Genomic DNA, 22,082 nt, shown 5'->3' with positions numbered 1-22,082 from the left:
AGCTCGCTAGGTCTCACGCATGACACGCATCGCCATTTGCGCGCCCGGGAAGCCGCTCCAGCGGGAGCACGCCGATGCGGTGCTCGCGATCGCGGATGAGTTCGAAGGCGTGGAGCTTCGGTTCCACGAGCAATGCTTTGCCCGTCACGGGCACTTCGCCGGCGACGACCAGGCGCGGCTCGCTGCAGTGCTCGACTGCGCGAACGATCCCGCGGTGGACGCGGTATGGTTTGCGCACGGCGGCTACGGCTCCAACCGGATCGCGGCGGAAGCAGTCTCGCGGATGGAGGCCGCTGCGCAGGGCAAGCCGTTCCTCGGCTATTCCGACACCGGCTATCTGCTGGCGGCGCTCTATCGCGCCGGCGTGGGACGGCCGGCCCATGGCCCGATGGTCGCCGATGTGCGGCGGGAGGGCGGCGGGGCGGCGGTGCGGCGCGCGCTGGACTGGCTGGCCGGCGGCGGCGAGGGGCTCGAAGGAGCACTCGACGGGCGCCCCTCGGCGGCATTCAACCTGATGACGCTTGCGATGCTCTGCGGAACCGACCTGATGCCCGATCTCGCCGGGCACGTTGTGATGGTGGAGGAAGTGTCCGAGCACCTCTATGCCGTCGACCGGCTGTTCTTCCATGTCAGCCAGCATTTGCGCGGAATCGCGGGCCTGCGCCTGGGGCGCGTTTCGGAGGTTCCGGAGAACGACCGGCCTTTCGGGGCGAGTGCAGAGGAGATCGCGCAGTACTGGTGCGCGAAAGCGGATATCCCGTACCTTGGCCTCGCCGATGTCGGGCACGACGCGGACAACAAGATCGTGCCGTTCGGCCTTGCGGGCCGCGCCGCGCGCTCATAAGCCGCGCCGCCGAAGGAGACTGACATGCGTGCATTCGTTTTTCCCGGACAGGGGAGCCAGAAAGTCGGCATGGGCGCCGAGCTCGCCGACGCCAGCGCCGCCGCGCGCGAGGTGTTCGAGGAAGTCGACGAGGCGCTGTCGCAGGGCCTGTCGAAGATCATGCGCGAGGGGCCGGAAGACGCGCTGACCCTGACCGAGAACGCGCAGCCGGCGATCATGGCGAATGCCATCGCCACCTTGCGCGTCCTGGAACGCGAGTTCGGCGTCGCGCTGGCGGCCAAGGGCGATTGCGTCGCTGGCCATTCGCTCGGTGAATATACCGCGCTCTGCGCCGTCGGGGCGTTCTCGCTCGCCGATACGGCGCGACTGCTCAAGCTGCGCGGGCAGGCGATGCAGGCGGCGGTGCCGGTGGGTGAGGGCGCGATGTGCGCGCTGCTCGGCGCCGATCTGGAGAAGGCGCAGGCGCTGGCCGAGGCCGCTGCCGAGGGCGAGGTGTGCCAGGTCGCCAACGACAACGACCCGGGGCAGGTCGTGCTCTCCGGGCACAAGGGCGCGATCGAGCGCGCGGTCGCCTTGGTGAAGGAGTTCGAGATCAAGCGCGGCGTGCTGCTGCCCGTTTCCGCTCCGTTCCACTGCGACCTAATGCAGCCAGCCGCGGACGCCATGGCCGAGGCGCTGGCGAAGACCCCGCCCGGCGCATTCACCCTTCCGCTCTATGCCAACGTCACCGCTGAGCAGGTAACAGACCCGGCGGAGGAGCAGCGGCTGCTGGTCGAGCAAGTCACCGGCCGGGTCCGCTGGCGCGAAAGCGTGCTCGCCATGCGCCGCGCCGGCATCGAGCATTTCGTCGAACTGGGCGGCAAGGTCCTTGCCCCGATGATCGGCCGCATCGACAAGGAAGCCGGAACGACCAGCGCCATCACCATGGCCGACATCGAAGCGCTCGCGAAGGAGATTTAGGGGTTCGCGCAGAGGCGCGGAGGGGGAAGGCGATGAGATCAATCGACGAGATGAGCGGCGATGTGGTGAATGCGGCCATTCGCATTCATCGGGAGCTTGGTCCTGGTTTGCTCGAGTCGGTGTATGAAACGGTCTTGGCCGCGTTTCTCGAGAGGAGCGGGTATAAGGTCGACCGGCAGGTGCCGGTCGACATAGTATTCGACGGGATGAGCTTTCCGGCTGCATTCCGAATCGATTTGTTGGTCGAGGATCGACTGGTGGTCGAGATCAAATCGGTCGAGAATTTCAATCGCGCCCACGCCAAGCAACTGCTTACCTATTTGCGATTGACGCGACAGCCCGTAGGGCTGCTTCTCAACTTTTCTCACGAGACGATGAAGGAGGGAATTCGCCGCCTCGTGAACGATTACAAATCTCCGCAGTGACCCTCTGCGCCTCTGCGCCTCTGCGCGAACTCGAATCGGAGAAAAAGATGTTTTCGCTCGAAGGAAAGACCGCCCTCGTTACCGGCGCCAGCGGGGGGATCGGCTCGGCGATCGCTTATGCGCTGGCGCGGCAAGGTGCGCGGTTGGCGCTCAGCGGGTCGAACAGTGCGAAGCTGCGCAGTTTTCGCGAGCAGATCAACGAGGAGGTCGGCGGCGACCATGTCGAGATCACCTGCGATCTTTCCAACACCACGCAGGTCGAGGAACTGATCCCCGCCACGGTCGACACGCTCGGCAAGATCGACATTCTGGTCAACAATGCCGGGGTGACGCGCGACAACCTCGCGATGCGGATGAAGGACGATGAGTGGGACGCGGTCATGCGGATCAATCTCGAAGCCGCCTTCCGCCTGATGCGCGCAGCCGCGCGGCCGATGATGAAGGCCCGGCACGGCCGCATCGTCAGCATCACCAGCGTGGTCGGTGCGACCGGCAATCCGGGGCAGATGAACTACGCGGCGGCCAAGGCGGGGCTCGTGGGCATGTCGAAGAGCCTGGCGCAGGAGCTCGCGAGCCGCGGGATCACGGTCAACTGCGTCGCCCCCGGCTTCATCCGCACCGCGATGACCGACCAGCTTCCCGACGCGCAAAAGGACGCGCTCAACGCCCGCATTCCGATGGGACGCATGGGCGAGGGCGAGGACATCGGTGCCGCGGTCGCCTACCTCGCGTCGGACGAGGCGGCTTACGTCACGGGGCAGACGCTGCATGTGAATGGCGGCATGGCGATGATGTCCTGACCGCGGGGTCGGCCCGGATCACGGATTTATCCCCAAGGAATCGGCGCGCGGGGCCATTCGTTCTTGCCCCGTCACGCCTCGTCACTAAGGATAATCGCCACTTTCCGGCGCTCGCGGGCGATTCCGGCCCCGAACCTTTCGGCGGGCGCGCATGGGGGAATTGATACGCGATGAAGGCCACTATCGAACGTGCCACGCTCCTGAGGTGCCTCAGCCACGTCCAGTCCGTGGTGGAGCGGCGCAATACGATCCCGATCCTCTCGAACGTGCTGATCGAGGCGGGGGAGAGCGGATCGCTCAAGGTGATGGCGACCGACCTCGACCTGCAGGTGGTGGAGAACATGGCCGCGGCCTCGGTCGATGCGCCGGGCGCAATCACGGTTTCGGCGCACCTGCTGTTCGACATCGCGCGCAAGTTGCCCGACGGGAGCCAGGTGAGCCTGGAGACCGCCGATAACCGCATGACGGTCAAGGCCGGGCGGAGCCGTTTCCAGCTTCCTACCCTGCCGCGCGACGACTTCCCGGTGATCGTCGAAGGCGACTTGCCGACGAGCTTCGAGATCCCGGCCAAGACCCTGGCCGAGCTGATCGACCGCACCCGCTTCGCGATCTCGACCGAGGAAACGCGCTACTACCTCAACGGCATTTTCCTGCACGTGTCGGACGAGGACAAGCCGGTGCTCAAGGCCGCGGCGACCGACGGCCACCGGCTCGCGCGCTTCACCATTGCGCAGCCCGAAGGCGCGGCGGGCATGCCGGACGTGATCGTGCCGCGCAAAGCCGTGGCGGAACTGCGCAAGCTGCTCGAGGAAGCGCTCGACGGCAATGTTCAGGTCGACCTGTCGGCGAGCAAGATCCGCTTCACCCTCGGCGGCGAGGGCGGGGTGGTGCTGACCAGCAAGCTGATCGACGGCACGTTCCCCGATTACAGCCGCGTAATCCCGACCGGCAACGACAAGCTGCTCAAGCTCGATCCGAGGAGCTTCTACGAAGGCGTCGACCGCGTCGCGACGATCGCCACCGAGAAGACCCGCGCGGTGAAGATGGGGCTGGAGAACGACAAGGTCACGCTCTCGGTCACTTCGCCCGACAACGGCACCGCGGCCGAGGAAGTGCCGGCGGACTATGCGGCCGAGGGGTTCGAGATCGGCTTCAATGCCAACTACCTTAAGGACATCCTGAGCCAGATCGACAGCGACACCGTGGAACTGCACCTGGCCGACGCCGGCGCGCCGACGCTGATCCGGCAGGATGCGAACAGCCCGGCGCTCTACGTGCTGATGCCGATGCGGGTGTAGGGGCGTTACCTCGGCGAAAGCTGGGATCGCGTGCAGCAATGTCCGACCTGGCGGAGAGCGATCCCAGCTTTCGCTGGGATGACGAAGCCTTTTGGTGGAGCTTCGGCTACTCCGCCGCTTCGAGCATTGCCGCGCGCTGCGGGCCGCGGATCAGGCCTCCCGGCGTCGCGCCGGTCCATTGGCCGTCGCGGAAGGTGACCACGCCGCTCTTGATCGTCGCCACGTAGCCTTCCGCCTTCTGTAGCAAGCGCCTGCCGCCCGCCGGCAGATCGAAGGCGAGCCAGGGCTTGCCGAGTTTCAGCCGGTCGAGGTCGATCACGTTGAGGTCCGCCAGATAGCCGGGGGCGATCACGCCGCGATCCTCCAGGCCGTAGAGACGGGCTGTAGCTGCGCACTGGCGCTTGATCGCGTGTTCGAGCGCTATGCGCCCTCCCGAGCGATGATTGGCCTGCCTGCGGTCGCGCACCCAGTGCTGGAGCATGAAGGTCGGGCTCGCCGCGTCGCAGATCGTGCCGCAATGGGCCCCGCCATCGGAGAGCGAGTTCACCGTGTCCTCGGCCTGCTGCAGAGCCTCGAGGAAGTCGAGATTGCCGTCGGCGTAGTTGAGGATCGGCAGGTAGATGAAGCCCGCGCCATCGTCGCGGCAGAGCATGTCGTAGGCATATTCCTCGCAGCTCATTCCGGCGGCGGCGGCGCGCGCCTGCACGCTCGCCTCGGGGCCGGGCTCGTAGTCGAAGTCCTCGTCCATCTCGAACTGCATCGTCCAGCCGGCGACCACTATCATCAGCAGACCGAGCATGTCCTGCGGCGCGCCGGAGAAATCGTTCGCCTCGGACAATAGCTGCGCCTTGAACGCCGGGTCGAGCAGCCTGGCCTTCTGCTCCTCCCATGGCAGGTCAATGATCGCCTGCCAGCTCGGGCGGAAACGGAACGGGTGGACGGTGCCGCGCCACGCCATGATGATGCCGTTGCCGCGCAAGGCGATCTGCGCGACGATGTTGGCGCCGTTGTCGTTCTCGGCGCGCATGGTCGCGATCTGCTCTGCCAGCGGAAGTTCCTTGGCGATCGACTGTAGCGCGGCGAACGTGACCGGCAGGCCCGTTTCGCGGCTCAGCTTCCCCATCCAGTCGAACTCGTTCCACTCGCGGTTGAGATCGCTCGCCATCTCGAACACGCCGTGGCCCGCACGGCCCATCGCGCGCCCGATCGCGACCAGCTCCTCGGGCGTCGCGGTCGTGCCGGGGACGAGCTCGCCGTCGACCGACTTGTGAATCACCGTGCGGCTCGTCGAGAAGCCGAGCGCGCCCGCGCGCACGCCGTCTTCGACGATACGACCCATCGCGGCGATGTCCTCTTCGGTCGGGACAGCGCCCGGCTGTTCCCGGTCGCCGAGCACGTAGGCGCGCACCGCGCCGTGGGGCACGTGCGTTCCCACATCGACCGTGCGCGGCAGCTTTTCGAGCGCGTCGAGATATTCGGGGAAGGTCTCCCAGTCCCAGGTAATGCCCTCCGCGAGCGCAGTGCCGGGAATGTCCTCCACCCCTTCCATCAGTCCGATCAGCCACTCGTGGCGATCGGGGTGCGCCGGCGCGAAGCCGACGCCGCAGTTGCCCATGACGACCGTGGTGACGCCGTGCCAGCTCGATGGAGCCATTTCCTGGTCCCACGTCGCCTGCCCGTCGTAGTGGGTATGAATGTCCACGAACCCGGGCGTCACGATCTTGCCGGCCGCGTCGATCTCCTCTGCCGCGTCGCCGTGGACGGTGCCGACCTGGACGATCAGACCGTCCCTGATCGCGACGTCGCCGGTGAAGCGCTCCGCGCCGGTGCCGTCGACGATGGTGCCGTTGCGAATGATCAGGTCGAATGCGGGCATTGTGCGGCTCCTCTCTCCGGGGAGGAAGGTCTCATATCGCAACTGGTGAGTCCAGTGGGCCTGGGTTCACGCGGAGAGGCGGAGAAGAAGGGTTTTGTTCGCGCAGAGCTCGCAGGGGGCGCAGAGGATGGAGCGCCAAGCACCTCATTTTTGTCATCCCGCGAAAGCGGGGACCCAGCTCCTCCCGCGTGAAGATGGATCCCGGCTTTCGCGCGGATGACACGACCGGGGAACGCGGTGCTTGTCTCTCTGCGTCCCCTGCGGGCTCTGCGCGAACCCGCCTCCCTCTACATCGCCGCGTGAAATTATCCTCTCGCCCGGATCATCGCCTCGATATCGACGAACTTCTCGCGCGGCGCGCCTTCGCGGGCGGCCCTTGCTTCGGCTTCCTCGATCTTCTTCCAGTCGCGGAAGGTGACGATGTCGAGCCCGCGCTGTTCGGCGAGCGCATTGAATCCGGTGCGCCCTTCCTTGCCTCCCGCGCCGAGCGCGCCGGAGCTCAGGTCTTCGGCGATCTTCTCGACCACGCCGAAGCCGTCGGGACGGTTGGTGCCGATCGTGCCGGTCGGCCCGCGCCGGGCCCAGCCGACGCAGTAGATGCCCGGCAGGATGCGCCCTTCGTCGTTGGCGAAGCGTCCGGCGCGCTCGTCGAAGGGCACGCCGGGGATCGGGGAACTGCGATAACCGATGCAACTGACCACGAGATCGGCCGGGATCACGTATGTCTCGCCCGTGCCGGTCGCCCGGCCGGCCTCGACCCTGGTGCGTTCGACCTCCAGCCCGGTCACTTTGCCTTCGCCGAGGAAGCGGAGCGGTGAGGCGAACATGTCGAAGTCGATCTCGATCGCCTTGTCCGCGCGTTCGCTCTCGGGAATGGCGGCGAAGCTCCTGAGATGCGCGACCGACTTGCGCAGCCCCGGCTCCAGGATCGCGTCGTCCGCCTCGTCCGGAAGATCGCCGGGATCGACGCGCGGCGTGGCGCGGTCGAGGTGCATGAGCTCGCCCAGTTCCTTGGGCGTCATCATGATCTGGTGCGGCCCGCGCCGCCCGACGATCGTGATCATGTGCAAGCTGGAGATACGCAACGCATCGAGCGCATGCGCCACGATGTCGGCCCCTGCGAACTCGGCCTCGGTCTTGGCGAGAATACGCGCGACGTCGAGCGCGACGTTGCCCATGCCTATGACGACGGCGCTCCTGCCCGACAGGTCTGGATCGAGCCCGGCGAACTGCGGATGGCCGTTGTACCAGCCCACGAAGGCCGCGCTGCCGAAGATGTTGCCGAGATCCTCCCCCTCGATCCCGAGCGGGCGATCGTTCGGCGCGCCGGTAGCAAGGACGACCGCATCATAGAGCTCGCGCAGTTCGTCCATGCTGACGTCGCTGCCGACGGTGACATTGCCGACGAAGCGCACGTTCTCGTTCAGCGCGGTCGCTTCGTAGCGGCGGCTGACGCCCTTGATCGACTGGTGATCGGGTGCGACGCCGGTGCGGATCAGCCCATAGGGGACGGGCAGTGTGTCGAAGATGTCGATGCGGACGTCGTCGCCCCAATGCTTCTGCGCGGCTTCCGCGGTGTAGTACCCGGCGGGACCCGAACCGATAATCGCGATGTGGTGCATGTCAGCGTCGCACTCCGGCAAGAAAGGGGAGCTGTTGCCGTCGGACCGCGTTCCCGAGCGGCGGAGAGCCGGGACCGGGCGCGGTTCTGGATTCTGCCATCCTCTTCTCCGCGGCAGCAATGTTCGCCGGCAGAGTCATGCCCGGCCCGCATTGTGTTGGCAAGGAGACTCCGCCGCCTGATCCGCCAGCGTCGGCAGGTGCAGGGTTAACTGATTTTTCAAGGGATCGCGGGTAGGTTTCCCGCATGGGTGGAGCGCCAGTCAAGGGGGGGACGGAACCGGAAGGGGCCGCGCGGCGGCGTTTGCCCCTCGGCGCATCGCGCGCTGCCGGGAGCGGGGCATCTTCGCTCGATCCCGAGCGCCGCGTCGAACGCGACCGGCGCGAAACCAAGCGAGCGAAAGTATCCGCATTGGCGGCGCCGGCGCCGGTCGTTCCGCCCACGCTGACCTGGATGGCGGTCGCGATCGCTTCCGCATTCGTGCTCGCCGGCATGGTCACGCTGACGCTGCCGCCCGTGCTGACGGCGATCTCCGCCGTTTTCGCCGTCGCCTGCGCCGCGGCCGGCAAGACGCTCAACGTGTGGGGCGACGCCGCCGAACGATCCCCGCGGCTCAAGCAGGCACTCGGCATCGGGCTCGTCGGCCTTTCCGCCGCCTGGGTCGGGCTCGGACTTGCGGACTGGATGTACCACGGCGGGCTCGACTGGCGGATCGGGGTGGCCGGGCTGGTGACGATCAACATCCTTTTCGCCGCGCTGATGAGCGGCCGGATCGTGCTCGCCTTCGTCAGCAAGATCGGCTGCTGGGCGCCTGCGGCGATCGTCGACGGCTCGTTCTTCGCCTATGCCGGGTTTACGATAGCCGTGCTCGCTGGTGCGATCGTCGCGACGTACCAGATCCGGTTCGAGCGGGCGAAGGCGGAGGAAAGCGAGGCGCTGGCCCGCGTCCGCGACCGTGCGCAAAGCATCCTCAAGGACTACGAGGAAACCGGGCAGGGCTGGTTTTGGGAAACCGACCGCCGCGGCAATCTGACTTACCTTTCCCCGTCGGTCGCGCTCACGCTCGGGCGCGCCGAGGCGGAACTTGTCGGCCGCCCGTTCTCGCAGTTGTTCGACCTCGGCGACGAGAATCGCGAAGGGGAGCGGACGCTGACCTTCCATCTGTCCGCCCGCTCGTCGTTCCAGGAGCTCGCGGTGAAAGCCGCAGTGACGGGCGGCGAGCGCTGGTGGTCGATCAACGGCCGGCCGGTCTACGACGGGTTCCGCAACTTCTGCGGCTTCCGCGGTTCGGGCACCGATCTGACCGAGAAGAAGCGCAGCCAGGAGAACGCCACCCGCCTCGCACGCTATGACTCCCTCACCGGCCTCGCGAACCGGTTCCAGATGTCGCAGACGCTGGAGAAGATCCTCGGCAGCCCGCAGGAGCGCGAACGGGAGTGCGCCATCCTCCTGCTCGATCTCGACCGCTTCAAGCACGTCAACGACACGCTCGGCCATCCCGCCGGCGATGCGCTGCTCAAGCAGGTTGCGCAGCGGCTCGAGCGGACCGTCGGCCAGGGCGGCCAGGTGGGGCGCCTCGGCGGCGACGAGTTCGAAGTGATCCTGCCGGGCCGCGTCGCGCGCGAGAGGCTGGCGCATCTGGCGCAGGACATCATTCATGCGCTCTCGCAGCCCTACTCGATCGAGGGGCAGCGGGTGGTGATCGGCTCCTCGATCGGAATTGCGATCTGCCCGGACGACGGGCTGTCGAGCGAATCGCTGATCCGGAATGCCGACCTGTCGCTCTATGCTGCGAAGGATGCGGGGCGCGGGCGGTATCACTTCTATTCGAACGATCTGCACACCGCCGCCGAGGAGCGCAGTGCGCTGGAGCAGGATCTGCGCGATGCGATCGCCAACGGCGGGCTGGAGCTGTTCTATCAGCCGGTCGTCCATGCCGCGACTGGGCAGATCGCGGGTTTCGAAGCGCTGCTGCGCTGGAACCATGCGCGGCGCGGGTGGCTCTCGCCGGAGAAGTTCGTCCCGATCGCGGAGGACACCGGCCTGATCGGAACGATCGGCGAATGGGCGATCCGCACGGTCTGCAGTGCCCTCGCGCAATGGCCGGAGGAAGTGCGCTGCGCAGTCAACGTCTCGCCGCTCCAGTTCGCCAACCCGCAATTGCCGGCGATCATCACCCATGCCGTCGCCCAGGCCGGCATTGCGCCCTCGCGGCTCGAGCTGGAGATCACCGAAAGCGTGTTCCTGGACGACGATGCCGACAACGAAGCGATGTTCGCGGCGCTCAAGCGGATCGGGGTGCGGCTGGCGCTCGACGATTTCGGGACCGGCTATTCCTCGCTCGGCTATCTGAAGAAGGCGCCATTCGACAAGATCAAGATCGACCAGAGCTTCGTGCGCGGCGCGACCCAGCCCGGCAGCCGCAACGGCGCGATCATCGCCTCGATCACCAGCCTGGCGCAGGCGCTGGGGATGGACGTCACGGCCGAGGGTGTCGAGACGCTCGACGAGCTCGATCTGGTGCGGGCGCATGGGTGCACGCATGTCCAGGGGTACATCTACTCCAAGCCGCTGAGCGCGCGGGATGCCGACGAACGCCTCGCCGCCGGCCTCGCGATGGAGGCCGTGGGCCCGCGCTCCGCCCGCGCTCCGCGGCGGACCATGCTGCGCAAGATCGTGCTCGAGCACGCGGGCCAGCACTATGCCGGGACGATCCGCAACGTCTCCGCCCGCGGCGCGCTGATCGAGGGGCTGTGGAACGTGCCCGAGGGGACCCGCTTCCGCATCGCCATTTCCGACACCCTGACCGCCGAGGCGACCGCCCGCTGGTGCCTCGACAACCGCATGGGCGTCGAGTTCGACCAGGCGCTCCTCGACGACCTCGGCGGTCCGCCCACCCTGGCCGTCCACGATCGCCTTCCGCCCGACCGCACGGACGAACGCCGCGCCGCCGCCGGCTAGCCCGAAGGCCCGATTCAGATAGCTGACATGCCGCTCCGCCGCGGCTAAGGGCGCCGGATGACTGATCTCGCCCATATTCGCAATTTCTCGATTATCGCACATATCGACCATGGCAAGTCGACGCTGGCCGATCGGCTGATCCAGCATTGCGGGGGCCTGACCGACCGCGAGATGAGCGAGCAAGTCCTTGATAATATGGACATTGAGCGCGAGCGCGGGATCACCATCAAGGCCCAGACCGTGCGCCTGAACTACACCGCGAAGGATGGGCAGACCTACGAGCTCAACCTGATGGACACCCCCGGCCACGTCGACTTCGCCTACGAGGTCAGCCGCAGCCTCGCCGCGTGCGAGGGCGCGCTGCTGGTGGTCGACGCCGCGCAGGGGGTCGAGGCGCAGACGCTCGCCAACGTCTACCAGTCGATCGAGCACGACCACGAGATCGTCCCCGTCATCAACAAGATCGACCTCCCCGCCGCCGAACCGGAAAAGGTCCGCGCCGAGATCGAGGACATCATCGGGATCGACGCCAGCGAGGCGGTGCTCACCAGCGCCAAGTCCGGCATCGGCATCGAGGACACGCTGGAAGCGATCGTCGCCAAGATCCCGCCCCCGAAGGGCGACCGCGACGCCCCGCTCAAGGCCATGCTGGTCGACTCGTGGTACGACCCCTACCTCGGCGTCGTCATCCTCGTGCGCGTGATCGACGGCGCGATCAAAAAGGGCCTCCAGGTCAAGTTCATGCAGGGCGGCACACAGCACCTGATCGACCGCGTCGGCGCCTTCACCCCCAAGCGCGTCGACCTGCCCGAGATCGGCCCGGGCGAGATCGGCTTCATCACCGCGCAGATCAAGGAAGTCGAACAGGCCCGCGTCGGCGACACGATCACCACGGTGAAGGGCGGGGCGGACAAGGCGCTGCCCGGCTACAAGGAAGTCCAGCCGGTCGTCTTCTGCGGCCTGTTCCCGGTCGACGCGGCGGACTTCGAGAAGCTGCGCGAATCGATCGGCAAGCTGCGGCTCAACGACGCGAGCTTCTCCTACGAGATGGAAAGCTCGGCCGCATTGGGCTTCGGCTTCCGCTGCGGGTTCCTCGGCCTCCTGCACCTGGAGATCATCCAGGAACGCCTCAGCCGCGAATACGACCTCGACCTCATCACCACCGCTCCCAGCGTCGTCTACCGCATCCGCCTCGGCAAGACGAAGAACGAGGAGGCGAAGACGATCGAGCTGCACAACCCGGCCGACTATCCCGATCCCAACCGGATCGAGTGGATCGAGGAGCCGTGGATCAAGGCGACGATCTACACGCCCGACGAATACCTCGGCTCGATCCTCAAGCTGTGCCAGGACCGGCGCGGCATCCAGACCGATCTCACGTACGTGGGCGGCCGCGCGCAGGTGACCTACGAGCTGCCGCTGAACGAGGTCGTGTTCGACTTCTACGATCGCCTCAAATCGATCAGCCGCGGCTATGCCAGCTTCGACTACGAGCAGATCGGCCTGCGCGAGGGGGACCTCGTCAAGATGAACATCCTGGTCAACAACGAGCCGGTCGACGCGCTGAGCCTGATCGTCCACCGCTCGGTCGCCGAAGAGCGCGGCCGCGGCATGTGCGAGCGCCTGAAGGACCTGATCCCGCGCCACCTGTTCAAGATCCCGATCCAGGCCGCGATCGGCGGCAAGGTGATCGCGAGAGAGACCATCGCCGCGCTGAGGAAGGACGTGACGGCGAAGTGCTACGGCGGCGACATCACGCGCAAGAAGAAGCTGCTGGAGAAGCAGAAGAAGGGCAAGGCGCGGATGCGGGAGTATGGGAATGTCTCGATCCCGCAGGAGGCGTTTATTGCGGCGCTGCGGATGGGGGAGGAGTAGCTAGTTACGGTATCCGTAAGTTCTGCCGCTTCCCATTTTCAACGTTACGCCCCTAGGAGACTGACGAAGCAGCTTTTCGAAATCGTCTAGTTCATAAGCGTCTATAGAGAAACCGCCTGGCTGGCGTGTAAACTCAAGGATCTTCCCACTGTAGGTACCAAAGGGGTACTCCTCGGGGAATGGCAAAGTCAGCTTCTCCATCGAATTGTTACCAAGCCGTAAAGCTCTGATAAGCGGCGGCCCATTTCCCACGAAAGTCACATTCCCGATCGTGCTGTTGAGCGCTTGGTTCGCCCCGGCCTGAAGGCCAAAGAACGAGTGCACGCCTCTTGGCATATCGAATTGGTTACCTTCCCGACCGCCACGGTTACGTGTGACATAGCCCACCTCGATCCAAAATTTTTGATAGGCACCGCGGGCAAGCTGTGCCGGGCTCGGAGCTTGGCCCGATCTTGGCGCGCTCCCGGGAGTCCAAAGTTGCAGATATTGAGCCAGCAAGCCGTTTAGATTGGTCGCGGCATTCCAGAGCGCGTCCGCAGCATGAAACAGAGGTTCGATATGCCTCTGATACTCAGCCGGAGTGGTGGTTGATAGCGTTACGCCACACTCGATACTCCGCGACAGACCGTTGAGCGAAAAATTTCCAGAGCCGGCCAACAAGCTGGCCGTGCCGGTGTTTGCGTTGCGAAAAAAGCAAGCTTTCATATGAAAGTCCTGCCGAGGAAAGAAGCCAGCGCGAGCGACTACGTTCGCGCCGTCATGTATCCTGACTGTCGTGCGGGGGTTCGAGCTAATCTCCTTTAGCGCTGATGGTTGCGACCGACCGTAGTCGATTCCTAGCAGCCATCGAGTTGGAAGGTTCCAGATTCTGCCGCCGAGCGTGTTCTGGAACGCAGTGTATCCCGATGACGTGCAATAGGCGAAACAAAACAGCGCTTCAGTAGGTTCTACAAAATCGATAGCTCGCTCAAGACAACTGAGGGTAGAGTGGTTCGTGGCCCCTTGCAGGAATGGTCTAAGGCGCACCACCTAAGCGGCTATTCCCCAGATTTCGCGCCAATTCGGAGCCACCTGATCCGGCGGCGCGTTTAGGCGGTCCATCTCGGCCTTGAATTCGGCCATCAGGCGGTCGCCTTCGCCGCCCTTGAGCCATTCGGCCATGTAGGGATAGAGCGCGGTGTGGCTGCGCAAGTCGCGTGGGGTCCACGGGATGACCTTGGCCGCCCGCGCCTCGGCTAGGAGCTCGTGCATGCGAGCGCGGATGGTTTCGGGCGTGTGCTCGATCGGCGGGGTATAGACGACGGGCTCGGCGAACAGTTCGCCCTTCTGTGGAACGTGCCCGAACAGGTCTTCCATCGCTTTGTCAGCCATGGCGCCATTCTAGCGACAGGGGCGGCGAGCGATCAATCGCCGGCAGCGGTGTCGAGCAGCTTTTCGACAAGTTCGTCGATCTCGCCGGCAACCCCGTCGGCGATGAGCGCCTCGCGAACGCGGCGGCGGGCGCGCTGGAATTTCTCGCTTTCGACTAGTTCGACCGTGGCTGCGGCCTGTTCGGCGCGGGCGCCGGCTGCGGCGAGGGCGGAGTGAAGCCTTTCCTTCGGATTGAAGCGCGGAATTGGCAGATTCCAGATGACCTTGTCGAAATGGCGAGCCCCAAACTGACCTCTTGCCTGAAAGTGCTCAGCGCTTGATCTTGTCCTTTCAGAGTTGATTATCGCGCACAGGTAATTGCCTTCGGCCGCTGTTGAAACGGGCATCCAATAGAGCATATGATCGATGACCGCTTTCGCGTCCTTCAGAAGAAATGCGGCGGGCTGCGTGCCGGCCTTAGCGTAAATCACTCGTAACGGAGCGGGAGGAAACTGGGCCGAGAGCTGGCCAATGTAGTCCAGCTGTTCCGAAAAGTTTCGCTTCCCCTTACCATTCTGAGCCCAGGCTTGTTCGGCCGACGCTAGCCAGCTCGCTAAATGGGAATACCCCTGATCCCCGGCCGAAGCCGAACTCAGAATTTCGCCTTTGGCAGTGGTGGGAATCGCGCCTTCGAATATCGCGAAGAGCCGATAAGGCAGTATCGATTCGCCTAGGAGTACAGGTCGAATGAACTCTTTCTCGACGTTGCTTTCTAGGCTCGGCACATCCTTCCACGGAGCCTTCTCGAGAGGTGAGCGGCGGCTGACCACGAGGGGAGCTTCCGGATTGCTACCGAGACGACCGGAAGCTTTCCGTTCCACGAGCACGAATGCGCGGGGAATGAGAATGGCTCCTTGCCGGAACGCGTTCCGGTATGGCGAGCCTCCGCTGCGTTGTGCCGTCTCGGGGGCGGGTACACCATCTCGCTCAGTGAGAGAGCTGTCCGCAAGCTTTTCCGAAGCGTCTCGCATCGGCAAAGCTCCACTGAACGCCTTCACCTTCGATGGCGTGGCCTTCGCGATCGCCCGCTTGCGGCCGAAGAGAACACAGGACGGAACCGGGAACAGCGGAACCACGCTGTCGTCCATTGTCCAAGCCTCGTTCCACGCAACATTGTAGGACGCGAACTGGCCGGTCCTGAACTTGGCGAACTGAGCGCGCGTCAGAGCCGCCAGCGGCAGCACGAACGCGAGCGTGCCGCTCGGGCGCAGATAGAGGTGCGAGCTGCGTGCCACAAACAGGGCGCAGAGATCGTTGTGCGACGGAATGTCGCCGACATAGATACGCTCGCCTTTCGCCAATTCCTTGAACCGCTTCTGCAAGTCCGTGCTCATGTGGCGGTAGGCGACCCATGGCGGATTGCCGACGAGCACGTTGGCCCAGCCGCCGCCGCTCGCCAGCGCCAGTGGGCGTGAGAGGTTGCGGGCGACGTAGCTCCAGATCGTGTCGCGCCCCTCCAGGCGTAGTTTGTGGAAGGTCTCGTAAGTCGCCCCAAGGTCGCTGATCGACTGGTCTTCCTCCGCGTTGGTTTCGCGCTGGTAGTGCTGGCGCGTTTCGCGCTCGATCTGCGCCTCGACCTGCTCGCGGCTGCGGCGGGCGAGGCTGCCGGCGCGCATCGCCTCGATCGCCTTGTCGAACAGGCCGGGATCGCGGCAGAAGGTCTCGGGGAAGCCCAATTGCTCGCGCTTGCCTTCGCCGGCCTTGGGCGGGGGCACCTGGATGACCAGTTCCTTCTCGATCATGTCCTGCTTGATCGAGAGTTGCATCGAATCGCCGAGATAGACAGGGATCGAAAATCCGCCGGCGCGCTTGCCGAGCGCCGGGGCAAGGGCGAGGAGAAATGTCACGCGGGCGATGATGACCGCCACCGGGTGGATATCGACGCCCGCGATGTACTTGCAGGCTTCGGCCGCGCGATTGCGCGGATCGAGCCCGGCGTCCTCCGCTTCGCGCAGGAAGCACCGCACCGCGTGGAACAGGAAGGTGCCAGAGCCACAGGCGGGGTCGAGCACGCGCTGTTCGAGCGGGCGGTCGACAGCATTGCGGACAACTTTCGCTGCGAGCCAGTCAGGCGTGTAGTATTCGCCGAGGCCGTGGCGCTCGGTGGCGTCGATCAAGCTCTCATAAAGGATCTTGAGCACGTCGCTTTCGACCTCGCGCAGGCGGAAGCGGCGGACGTGAGCCATAATCTTGCGGACGAGGTCCTCGCCGCGAGGAGTGGCGGCCATCCAATCGAAGAAATCGCTTTCGACCGCGCCTGTGATGCCGGCTGAGGCGAAAGCCTCGCCTGAGAGCATGCGCTTCGGATCGTCCTCGCGAAGGTCCATTACCGCGAGCGCAATGCACTTCGTGACGATGACGAGATAGCTGTGGCGGAACCACAGCGTGGGGTCGTCCACCTCGCGGCCATAGACCAGCTTGAGCATGTCGGCCCAGAGCTGACGCTTGAGGGCTTCGGCGGGCTGGGTGGAGACATCTTCCCACAGCGCGCGCAGCTCGCGATCAACGCGCTTGAAGGCGATTGAATCAGGGCCGAGTTCCGTGCGGATTGTCAATGCGTCTGGGGGGAGCGAACCTTTGAGCGCGAGCACGCCGTCGAGCCAGGCGAGGAAGGCTTCGCCTCGCTCGGGATCGAGGGTGGTCTCCTTGAGCTGGACCAACTCGCCGCCGGCCAGCTCGTAGACGATCCAGCGCCTGCCGTCCGAGGCGATGCCGACGAAGGGTTCCCCATGCTCGCGTTCGCAATCGGCGAGGTAGTCGGGCATCCGCCGCTGGACATCGGGCAACTCCCGGTCGAGATCGCGCTTAGCTTCCAGCACAGTGCGACCGATGAGTGCATCGAGCCGACCGCAGATCTCGGGCTGGCGCTTCTCGAACCGGAGCGAGGCGCGATCGGAATCAAACTCTTCTACGAGAAGTTGGCTGAAATACGCCTTTACCTCGTCATGACCCGGCTTGCGGGCAAGGTTTTGCAGCAAATCTAGCGTCGCGTCCGTAAGCCCCATGCGCGCGGAAGTGCCAGAAGAGTGCGGCTGGAGCAAAGGCTTAATCCTCATCTCCTTCATCTTCTGCGGCCTGTTTCCGGTCGAGGCGGCGGACTGTCCCGGCATCGGGACGATTGCTTCAAGTTCTGAGTCTTTTGTTTGCGCCCTCAAACGCCGGGCGCGGCGCATCCGCGCCTTGGTTTCCGCGCAAGCGCTCCGGACGGCCGGTCGGCCTTGCGGTCCGCTGGGCGCGGACCGGGCATTCCAAGCGTTAGGTGTGGCGGCGGAGTAGGCCCACCCCCCGGCCCCTCCCGCGAGCGGGAGGGGAGGAGGTTACCACCCGTCATCCCGCAGCGTTCTGATGCGCGGGCCGGCGGTTTGGGCGGGTGGGGGCCCCTCCGGGGCGTCGCCGGCCTCGCCGCTCGTCAGCTCCGGGCAGGTTCGGTCGTCGCCGATGGCGCAGGCTTCGCCGAAGAGGGCGGCTCGGGAGCGGCCGTCGCCCGCGAAGACTTCGGCGTATTCGGCCTCGGCCGCGGCGGCGTCCGCTTCGGGGGTGGCGCTGCGGGTGCGCCAGTCGCGGTCGAGGATTTCGAGGCGGCGGAACTCGCGGTAGGCGGCGCGGGTGCGGGGGCTGAGGTGGGCCCACCAGCGGACGTGCATCCCGGCGATGCGCTCGATGAAATCGCCGGCCTGCTGCTCGGCCTCCTCCTCCTCGCGCGCCTGCTCCTCCTCCCATTCCTCGCGCCACTGCTTCTTGAGGCGGTCGAGGTCCATCTTGCCGATCGCGTTCAGGCCTTTCGCCTTGCCCTCCGTGAAGCGCTCGGGCGCGCGGTTGCGGAGCATGAACATGAGCAGGCGGTCGTTGTAGACGGTGCGCTGGCCGACGAGCTTGCCGTAGGAGTAGACCGGGACCTCGACGCCGTGGAGCGCGCGTTCCATCGCGACGTCCTCGATCCGCTGCACGCCGAGCTGGAGCGCGGCCTCCCACGCCTTGCGGAAGCTCTCCGCGCCCGGCTGGCGGCGCAGGTGGTAGGCGCCGCGCTGGCTCATGCTGACGGCGCGGGAGGCGGCCTCGACGCTGCCGGTGTCGGCCAGCGCCTCGATGAAGGCGCGCTGGCGTTCGTCGGTCCAGCCGTCGTGGCGCTGGCACTGGCGGGGGACGGGGGCGAAGGCGGGCAGTTCGCCTGCGGGGACGGGCGGGCGGGCCTCGCGATTGTCTGTGCGGCGGGTCATTTGCGAGTTTGGAGCAAAAAATCGCGATGTAGGAAAATGGATTCTTTGTTTTCGCCTCAGGCGCCGGCGGCCGCATCCGCGGCCTTGGCTATCCTCGCTCCCTTCGGTCGCTGCGGGCGCGCGGTCGCGCTTGCGGTCGGCTGGTCGCCGACCGGAGCTTTCCCGGCCAGGGGTGTGGGATGATTCAGATCCTCCCCATTTTCCGTCAGCCAAATGGGGAGGGGGACCGCGAGACGCGCAAGCGGCTCGTGGTGGAGGGGCTCGTTCCTCCCAGTGCCCCTCCGTCAGACGCCTGCGGCGTCTGCCACCTCCCCATTTGTGCTTCGCAAAAAAGGGGAGGATCGAGTGTTGGTCAGGGGCGCGTCTGCCCGTCCCCGAACACCAGGTACTTGAAGCTCGTAAGCTGCTCCAGGCCCACGGGGCCGCGGGCGTGCATCTTGCCGGTGGCGATGCCGATTTCGGCGCCCATGCCGAATTCGCCGCCGTCGGAGAACTGGGTGGAGGCGTTGTGCATCACCACGGCGCTGTCGATCGCTGTCATGAAGCGGCGGGCGGCTTCGGCGTCCTCTGTCAGGATCGCGTCGGTGTGGTGGCTGGAGTGTTCATCGACCCAGGCGATGCCTTCGTCGAGGCCGCCGACGATCTTCACGCTGGCGATGGGGTCGAGGTACTCGGTGTCCCAGTCTTCCTCGGTCGCGGGCTTGATGCGGTCGTCGAGGGCGATGGCTTCGGCGTCGCCGCGCAGTTCGCAGTCGGCGGCCATGGCGTCGGCGAGTTTGGGGACGACTTCGCCAGCAATCGCGCGGTCGATGACGATGCTCTCGGTCGCGCCGCAGATGCCGGTGCGGCGGAGCTTGGCGTTGCGGATCACCTGCACCGCCTCGTCGACGTCGGCCGCCGCGTGGACGTAGCTGTGGCAGTTGCCGTCAAGGTGAAGGAGGGTGGGGACCTTGGCCTGGTCGCGCACCAGCTCGACCAGCCCGCGGCCGCCGCGGGGGATGACGAGATCGACGTAGTCGACCGCGCGCAGCAGCTCGGCCACGGCCTCGCGGTCCGTGGTCTGGACCGTCTGAACCGCGTCTTCCGGCAGGCCGGCGGCCTTGAGCCCCTTGCGCATGGCGGCGACGATCTCGCGGGTCGAGTTGCGGCTCTCCGAACCGCCGCGCAGAATGATCGCGTTGCCCGACTTGAGGCACAGGGCCGAGGCGTCGGCGCCGACGTTGGGGCGGGATTCGTAGATCATGCCGATGACCCCGATGGGAACGGCGACGCGCTCGATCTTGAGGCCGTTGGGCCGCTCGAAGGTCGCGAGCGTGCGGCCGACCGGGTCGGGCAGCTCGGCGATTTCCTCGAGCGCTTTCGCCATGCCCTCGATCCGGTCTTCCGTCAGGCGCAGGCGGTCGACGAAGCTGCCAGGCTTCGTGCCCTCGACGCTCGCGACATCCGCCGCATTCGCCTCAAGCACCGCAGGCGTGGCTTCGCGCAGCGCCTTGGCGGCCTCCCGCAACGCGGTGTTCTTCGCCTCGGTGGCGGCCGAGAGCAGCCCGCGCGCCGCATCGCGTGCGCGGCGGCCGAGTTCGTGGATATGGATCTGCGGGTCGAGCGTCTGGTCGTTCATCGAAAGTCCTCGTGTCGTTCGTGTCATGAGCGGGAGCGCGCGGCAAGTCAGCGCAGCTCGACCGCCCGGTCGTAAGCCGCCTGCAAGGTCACGCGCATCAGGCGCGAGAGCGTCTCGTCGCCGTTGAGCGCGGCAAGGCCGGCGGCGGTGGTGCCGCCCTTGCTGGTCACCGAATTGCGCAGCGTTTCGAGATCGGGCGCGCCATCCTCCATCGCCATCGCGAGCGCGCCGGCCATCGTGCCGAGCACCATCGCGCGTGCTTCTTCCGCGCTGAAGCCCTGCTCCTCGGCAGCGGCGACATAGGCGCGAGCGATCTCGAACACGTAGCCTGGGCCGGAGCCGGCGACGGCGGTCACGCGGTCTAGGCGGTCCTCATCGTCCACGGTGACGACCGTGCCCGCGCGCTCCATCATCGCGGAGGCGTGGGCGCGCTGGTCGGCGCCGACCTCCGGGCCGGCGTAGAGCCCGCTGACGCCCTGGCCGACGGCGGCCGGCAGATTGGGCATGACGCGCACGACCGGGGCGCCATTCATCGCGTGGGCGATCCGCTGCGCGGAACAACCCGCCGCGATCGACAGCACGTAGCCGCCCTCGGCCAGCCGGCTTGCATAATCGGGGAGCACGTCGTCGATCATCTGCGGCTTGATCGCGACGATCACGACGTCGAACTGCTCTTCGCCGAGCGCGGCGAGATCGGAGACGAGCCGGGCGGGCGAGGGTGCGGAATCGAGCGCCGGATCGACAACGGTAAAGTTCTCGCCACCGCTCATCCAGTGACCGAGAAGTGCATCACCCATCTTGCCGCAGCCGATCATAACTATATTACTGAATTTCAAGTGTCGCCCCTAACTATAAATGAATAGTTCAATGGATGTGGCAGCGGTTCTGACGAACCCGATCGGCGAAACCCGATGCTGCCCCGCATGGAAACTTTTTCGGCATCCCCGGTTGTGCATTGCACAATGGCAATCTACGTAACGGACGAGATTTTTCAAGGAGTGGATTTTTATCGCCGTGGCCGAGAATCGAAACATCGTCGTCAAAATTGGTTCCGCTCTGCTCGCGAATTCGGATCTCCTCACCCCGCGTTTCAGCTTCATTCAACGGCTTCTGGAGGATGTCGCCCGCCTTCGCAACGAAGGTTACAACGTGATCCTCTGCTCCTCCGGCGCGGTCGCGCTGGGCCTCAAGATCGTCGGCGAAACGCCCGAGAGTGCGGGGGTCAGCGACAAGCAGGCGGCCGCTGCCTGCGGCATGCCGCTGCTGCTCAACGCCTACAAGCAGGTCGGCCACGAATACGGCTTCGAGATCGCGCAGGTCCTGCTGACGCTGGGCGACTTCGAGCACCACCGCCGGTTCCTCAACACCCGCAACACCGTGCACCGCCTGCTGGAGGCGGGGGTCGTGCCGATCGTCAACGAGAACGACACGATCACGACCGAAGAGATCCGCGTCGGCGACAACGACCGGCTGGCCGCCAAGGTGGCGCAGATGGTCGGCGCGAAGGACTTCGTCATCCTCACCTGCGTCGACGGCCTCTACGACCGCAATCCCGACGAGCCCGGCGCGGAGCTGGTGGAGGAAGTCCGCGACGTCGGCGAATACATGGCGGCGACCACCGGCACGAGCACGCTCGGGACCGGGGGGATGACGACCAAGCTCAAGGCCGCGAACATGGCCCAGGAAGCGGGCTGCATGACCTATATCGCCAACGGCGAATACGAGCGCCCGCTGTCCGCCGTGCTGAGCGGCGAGCGGCGCTGCACGCGCTGCCTGCCCAATCCGAACCCGATGTCGGGCATGGACGGCTGGATCGCCAATCGCCTGCAGATGGCCGGCAGCCTCGAGGTGCCGAAGGACCTCGCCGACGAACTGGCGCAGGACAAGCGCCCGATCCGGCGCGAGGACATCGTGGCGATGGACGGCGATTTCACCCGCGGCGACGTGCTGCATCTCTATGATAGCGACGGCGTGGAGCGCGCGCGCGGCCTCAGCGATTTCACTTCGGAAGAAATCCGGGTGATGCTGGTCAACCCCGAGACGCCGCCCGAGCAACTGCTGGGCTACAAGACCAAGGGCGAGATCATCCGCGCGAACAACCTCGTCATGCTGGAGAACCGGCACCTGCTGTGGGACGCGCCGGCGGGGATGACTGCATCCTCTTGATGCGGGGCAAG

16 protein-coding genes are annotated in these 22,082 nt (G+C 65.9%); 8 read left to right on the top strand and 8 right to left on the bottom strand.

From position 1 onward, the window contains the following. The first annotated feature begins 19 nt into the window (after positions 1-19). From JNO53_RS03800 to dnaN, 5 genes are all read left to right on the top strand, one after another. Positions 20-844 carry an LD-carboxypeptidase gene (locus JNO53_RS03800; RefSeq protein WP_203107743.1) on the top strand — a complete coding sequence of 275 codons (825 nt, stop codon included), beginning with the start codon at positions 20-22 and terminating at the stop codon, positions 842-844. Between the two features lie 24 nt (positions 845-868). Then, entirely contained in the window at positions 869-1,804 is a 936-nt protein-coding gene (gene fabD / locus JNO53_RS03795; RefSeq protein ID WP_203107741.1) for an ACP S-malonyltransferase, read from the top strand. A 32-nt stretch (positions 1,805-1,836) separates the two neighbouring features. Beyond that, positions 1,837-2,229 carry a GxxExxY protein gene (locus tag JNO53_RS03790; protein ID WP_203107738.1) on the top strand — a complete coding sequence of 131 codons (393 nt, stop codon included), beginning with the start codon at positions 1,837-1,839 and terminating at the stop codon, positions 2,227-2,229. A 47-nt stretch (positions 2,230-2,276) separates the two neighbouring features. Further along, positions 2,277-3,029 (top strand): 3-oxoacyl-ACP reductase FabG, encoded by a 753-nt coding sequence (gene fabG / locus JNO53_RS03785; RefSeq protein WP_203107736.1) that lies wholly within the window; start codon positions 2,277-2,279, stop codon positions 3,027-3,029. Positions 3,030-3,199: 170 nt separating this feature from the next. Beyond that, on the top strand, positions 3,200-4,327 hold the full coding sequence (gene dnaN, locus JNO53_RS03780; RefSeq protein ID WP_203107734.1) for a DNA polymerase III subunit beta: 1,128 nt from the start codon (positions 3,200-3,202) through the stop codon (positions 4,325-4,327). A 106-nt stretch (positions 4,328-4,433) separates the two neighbouring features. Here dnaN and JNO53_RS03775 read toward each other — a convergent pair whose 3' ends face one another. Both JNO53_RS03775 and JNO53_RS03770 read right to left on the bottom strand, forming a co-directional pair. Next, entirely contained in the window at positions 4,434-6,203 is a 1,770-nt protein-coding gene (locus JNO53_RS03775) for an N-acyl-D-amino-acid deacylase family protein (RefSeq protein ID WP_203107732.1), read from the bottom strand. Positions 6,204-6,508: 305 nt separating this feature from the next. Then, positions 6,509-7,825, bottom strand: a complete 1,317-nt coding sequence (locus JNO53_RS03770; protein ID WP_203107730.1) for an FAD-dependent oxidoreductase — start codon at positions 7,823-7,825, stop codon at positions 6,509-6,511. A 410-nt stretch (positions 7,826-8,235) separates the two neighbouring features. On the opposite strand from JNO53_RS03770, the gene JNO53_RS03765 reads away from it, so the two are divergent. Then, positions 8,236-10,785 (top strand): EAL domain-containing protein, encoded by a 2,550-nt coding sequence (locus tag JNO53_RS03765; RefSeq protein WP_338015291.1) that lies wholly within the window; start codon positions 8,236-8,238, stop codon positions 10,783-10,785. Between the two features lie 57 nt (positions 10,786-10,842). After that, positions 10,843-12,660 carry a translation elongation factor 4 gene (gene lepA / locus JNO53_RS03760; protein WP_203107726.1) on the top strand — a complete coding sequence of 606 codons (1,818 nt, stop codon included), beginning with the start codon at positions 10,843-10,845 and terminating at the stop codon, positions 12,658-12,660. Here lepA and JNO53_RS03755 read toward each other — a convergent pair whose 3' ends face one another. The 6 genes from JNO53_RS03755 to JNO53_RS03730 form a co-directional block, all read right to left on the bottom strand. Next, positions 12,661-13,365 carry a hypothetical protein gene (locus JNO53_RS03755; protein ID WP_203107724.1) on the bottom strand — a complete coding sequence of 235 codons (705 nt, stop codon included), beginning with the start codon at positions 13,363-13,365 and terminating at the stop codon, positions 12,661-12,663. Between the two features lie 324 nt (positions 13,366-13,689). Then, a complete protein-coding gene (locus JNO53_RS03750; protein WP_203107722.1) occupies positions 13,690-14,031 on the bottom strand; it encodes a hypothetical protein in 342 nt (113 codons plus the stop codon). A 32-nt stretch (positions 14,032-14,063) separates the two neighbouring features. After that, entirely contained in the window at positions 14,064-17,180 is a 3,117-nt protein-coding gene (locus JNO53_RS03745) for an Eco57I restriction-modification methylase domain-containing protein (protein ID WP_203107720.1), read from the bottom strand. Positions 17,181-17,387: 207 nt separating this feature from the next. Then, entirely contained in the window at positions 17,388-18,287 is a 900-nt protein-coding gene (locus tag JNO53_RS15330) for a hypothetical protein (RefSeq protein WP_238401552.1), read from the bottom strand. Positions 18,288-18,639: 352 nt separating this feature from the next. Further along, on the bottom strand, positions 18,640-19,905 hold the full coding sequence (locus JNO53_RS03735; RefSeq protein ID WP_203107718.1) for a glutamate-5-semialdehyde dehydrogenase: 1,266 nt from the start codon (positions 19,903-19,905) through the stop codon (positions 18,640-18,642). Between the two features lie 47 nt (positions 19,906-19,952). Then, positions 19,953-20,720, bottom strand: coding sequence for a pyrroline-5-carboxylate reductase family protein (locus JNO53_RS03730; protein WP_203107890.1), 768 nt, complete (start codon positions 20,718-20,720; stop codon positions 19,953-19,955). Positions 20,721-20,919: 199 nt separating this feature from the next. Between JNO53_RS03730 and proB the strand changes: the two genes are divergently transcribed. Further along, complete coding sequence (gene proB / locus JNO53_RS03725; protein WP_203107715.1) at positions 20,920-22,071, top strand: glutamate 5-kinase; 1,152 nt, start codon at positions 20,920-20,922, stop codon at positions 22,069-22,071. Positions 22,072-22,082 lie beyond the last annotated feature (11 nt).

It is taken from the genome of Altererythrobacter sp. C41 (assembly GCF_016803135.1).
Taxonomy (GTDB): Bacteria; Pseudomonadota; Alphaproteobacteria; order Sphingomonadales; family Sphingomonadaceae; genus Pelagerythrobacter.
The sequence above is the reverse complement of the archived record's forward strand: the minus strand, read 5'-3'. Positions and strand labels throughout refer to the sequence as shown.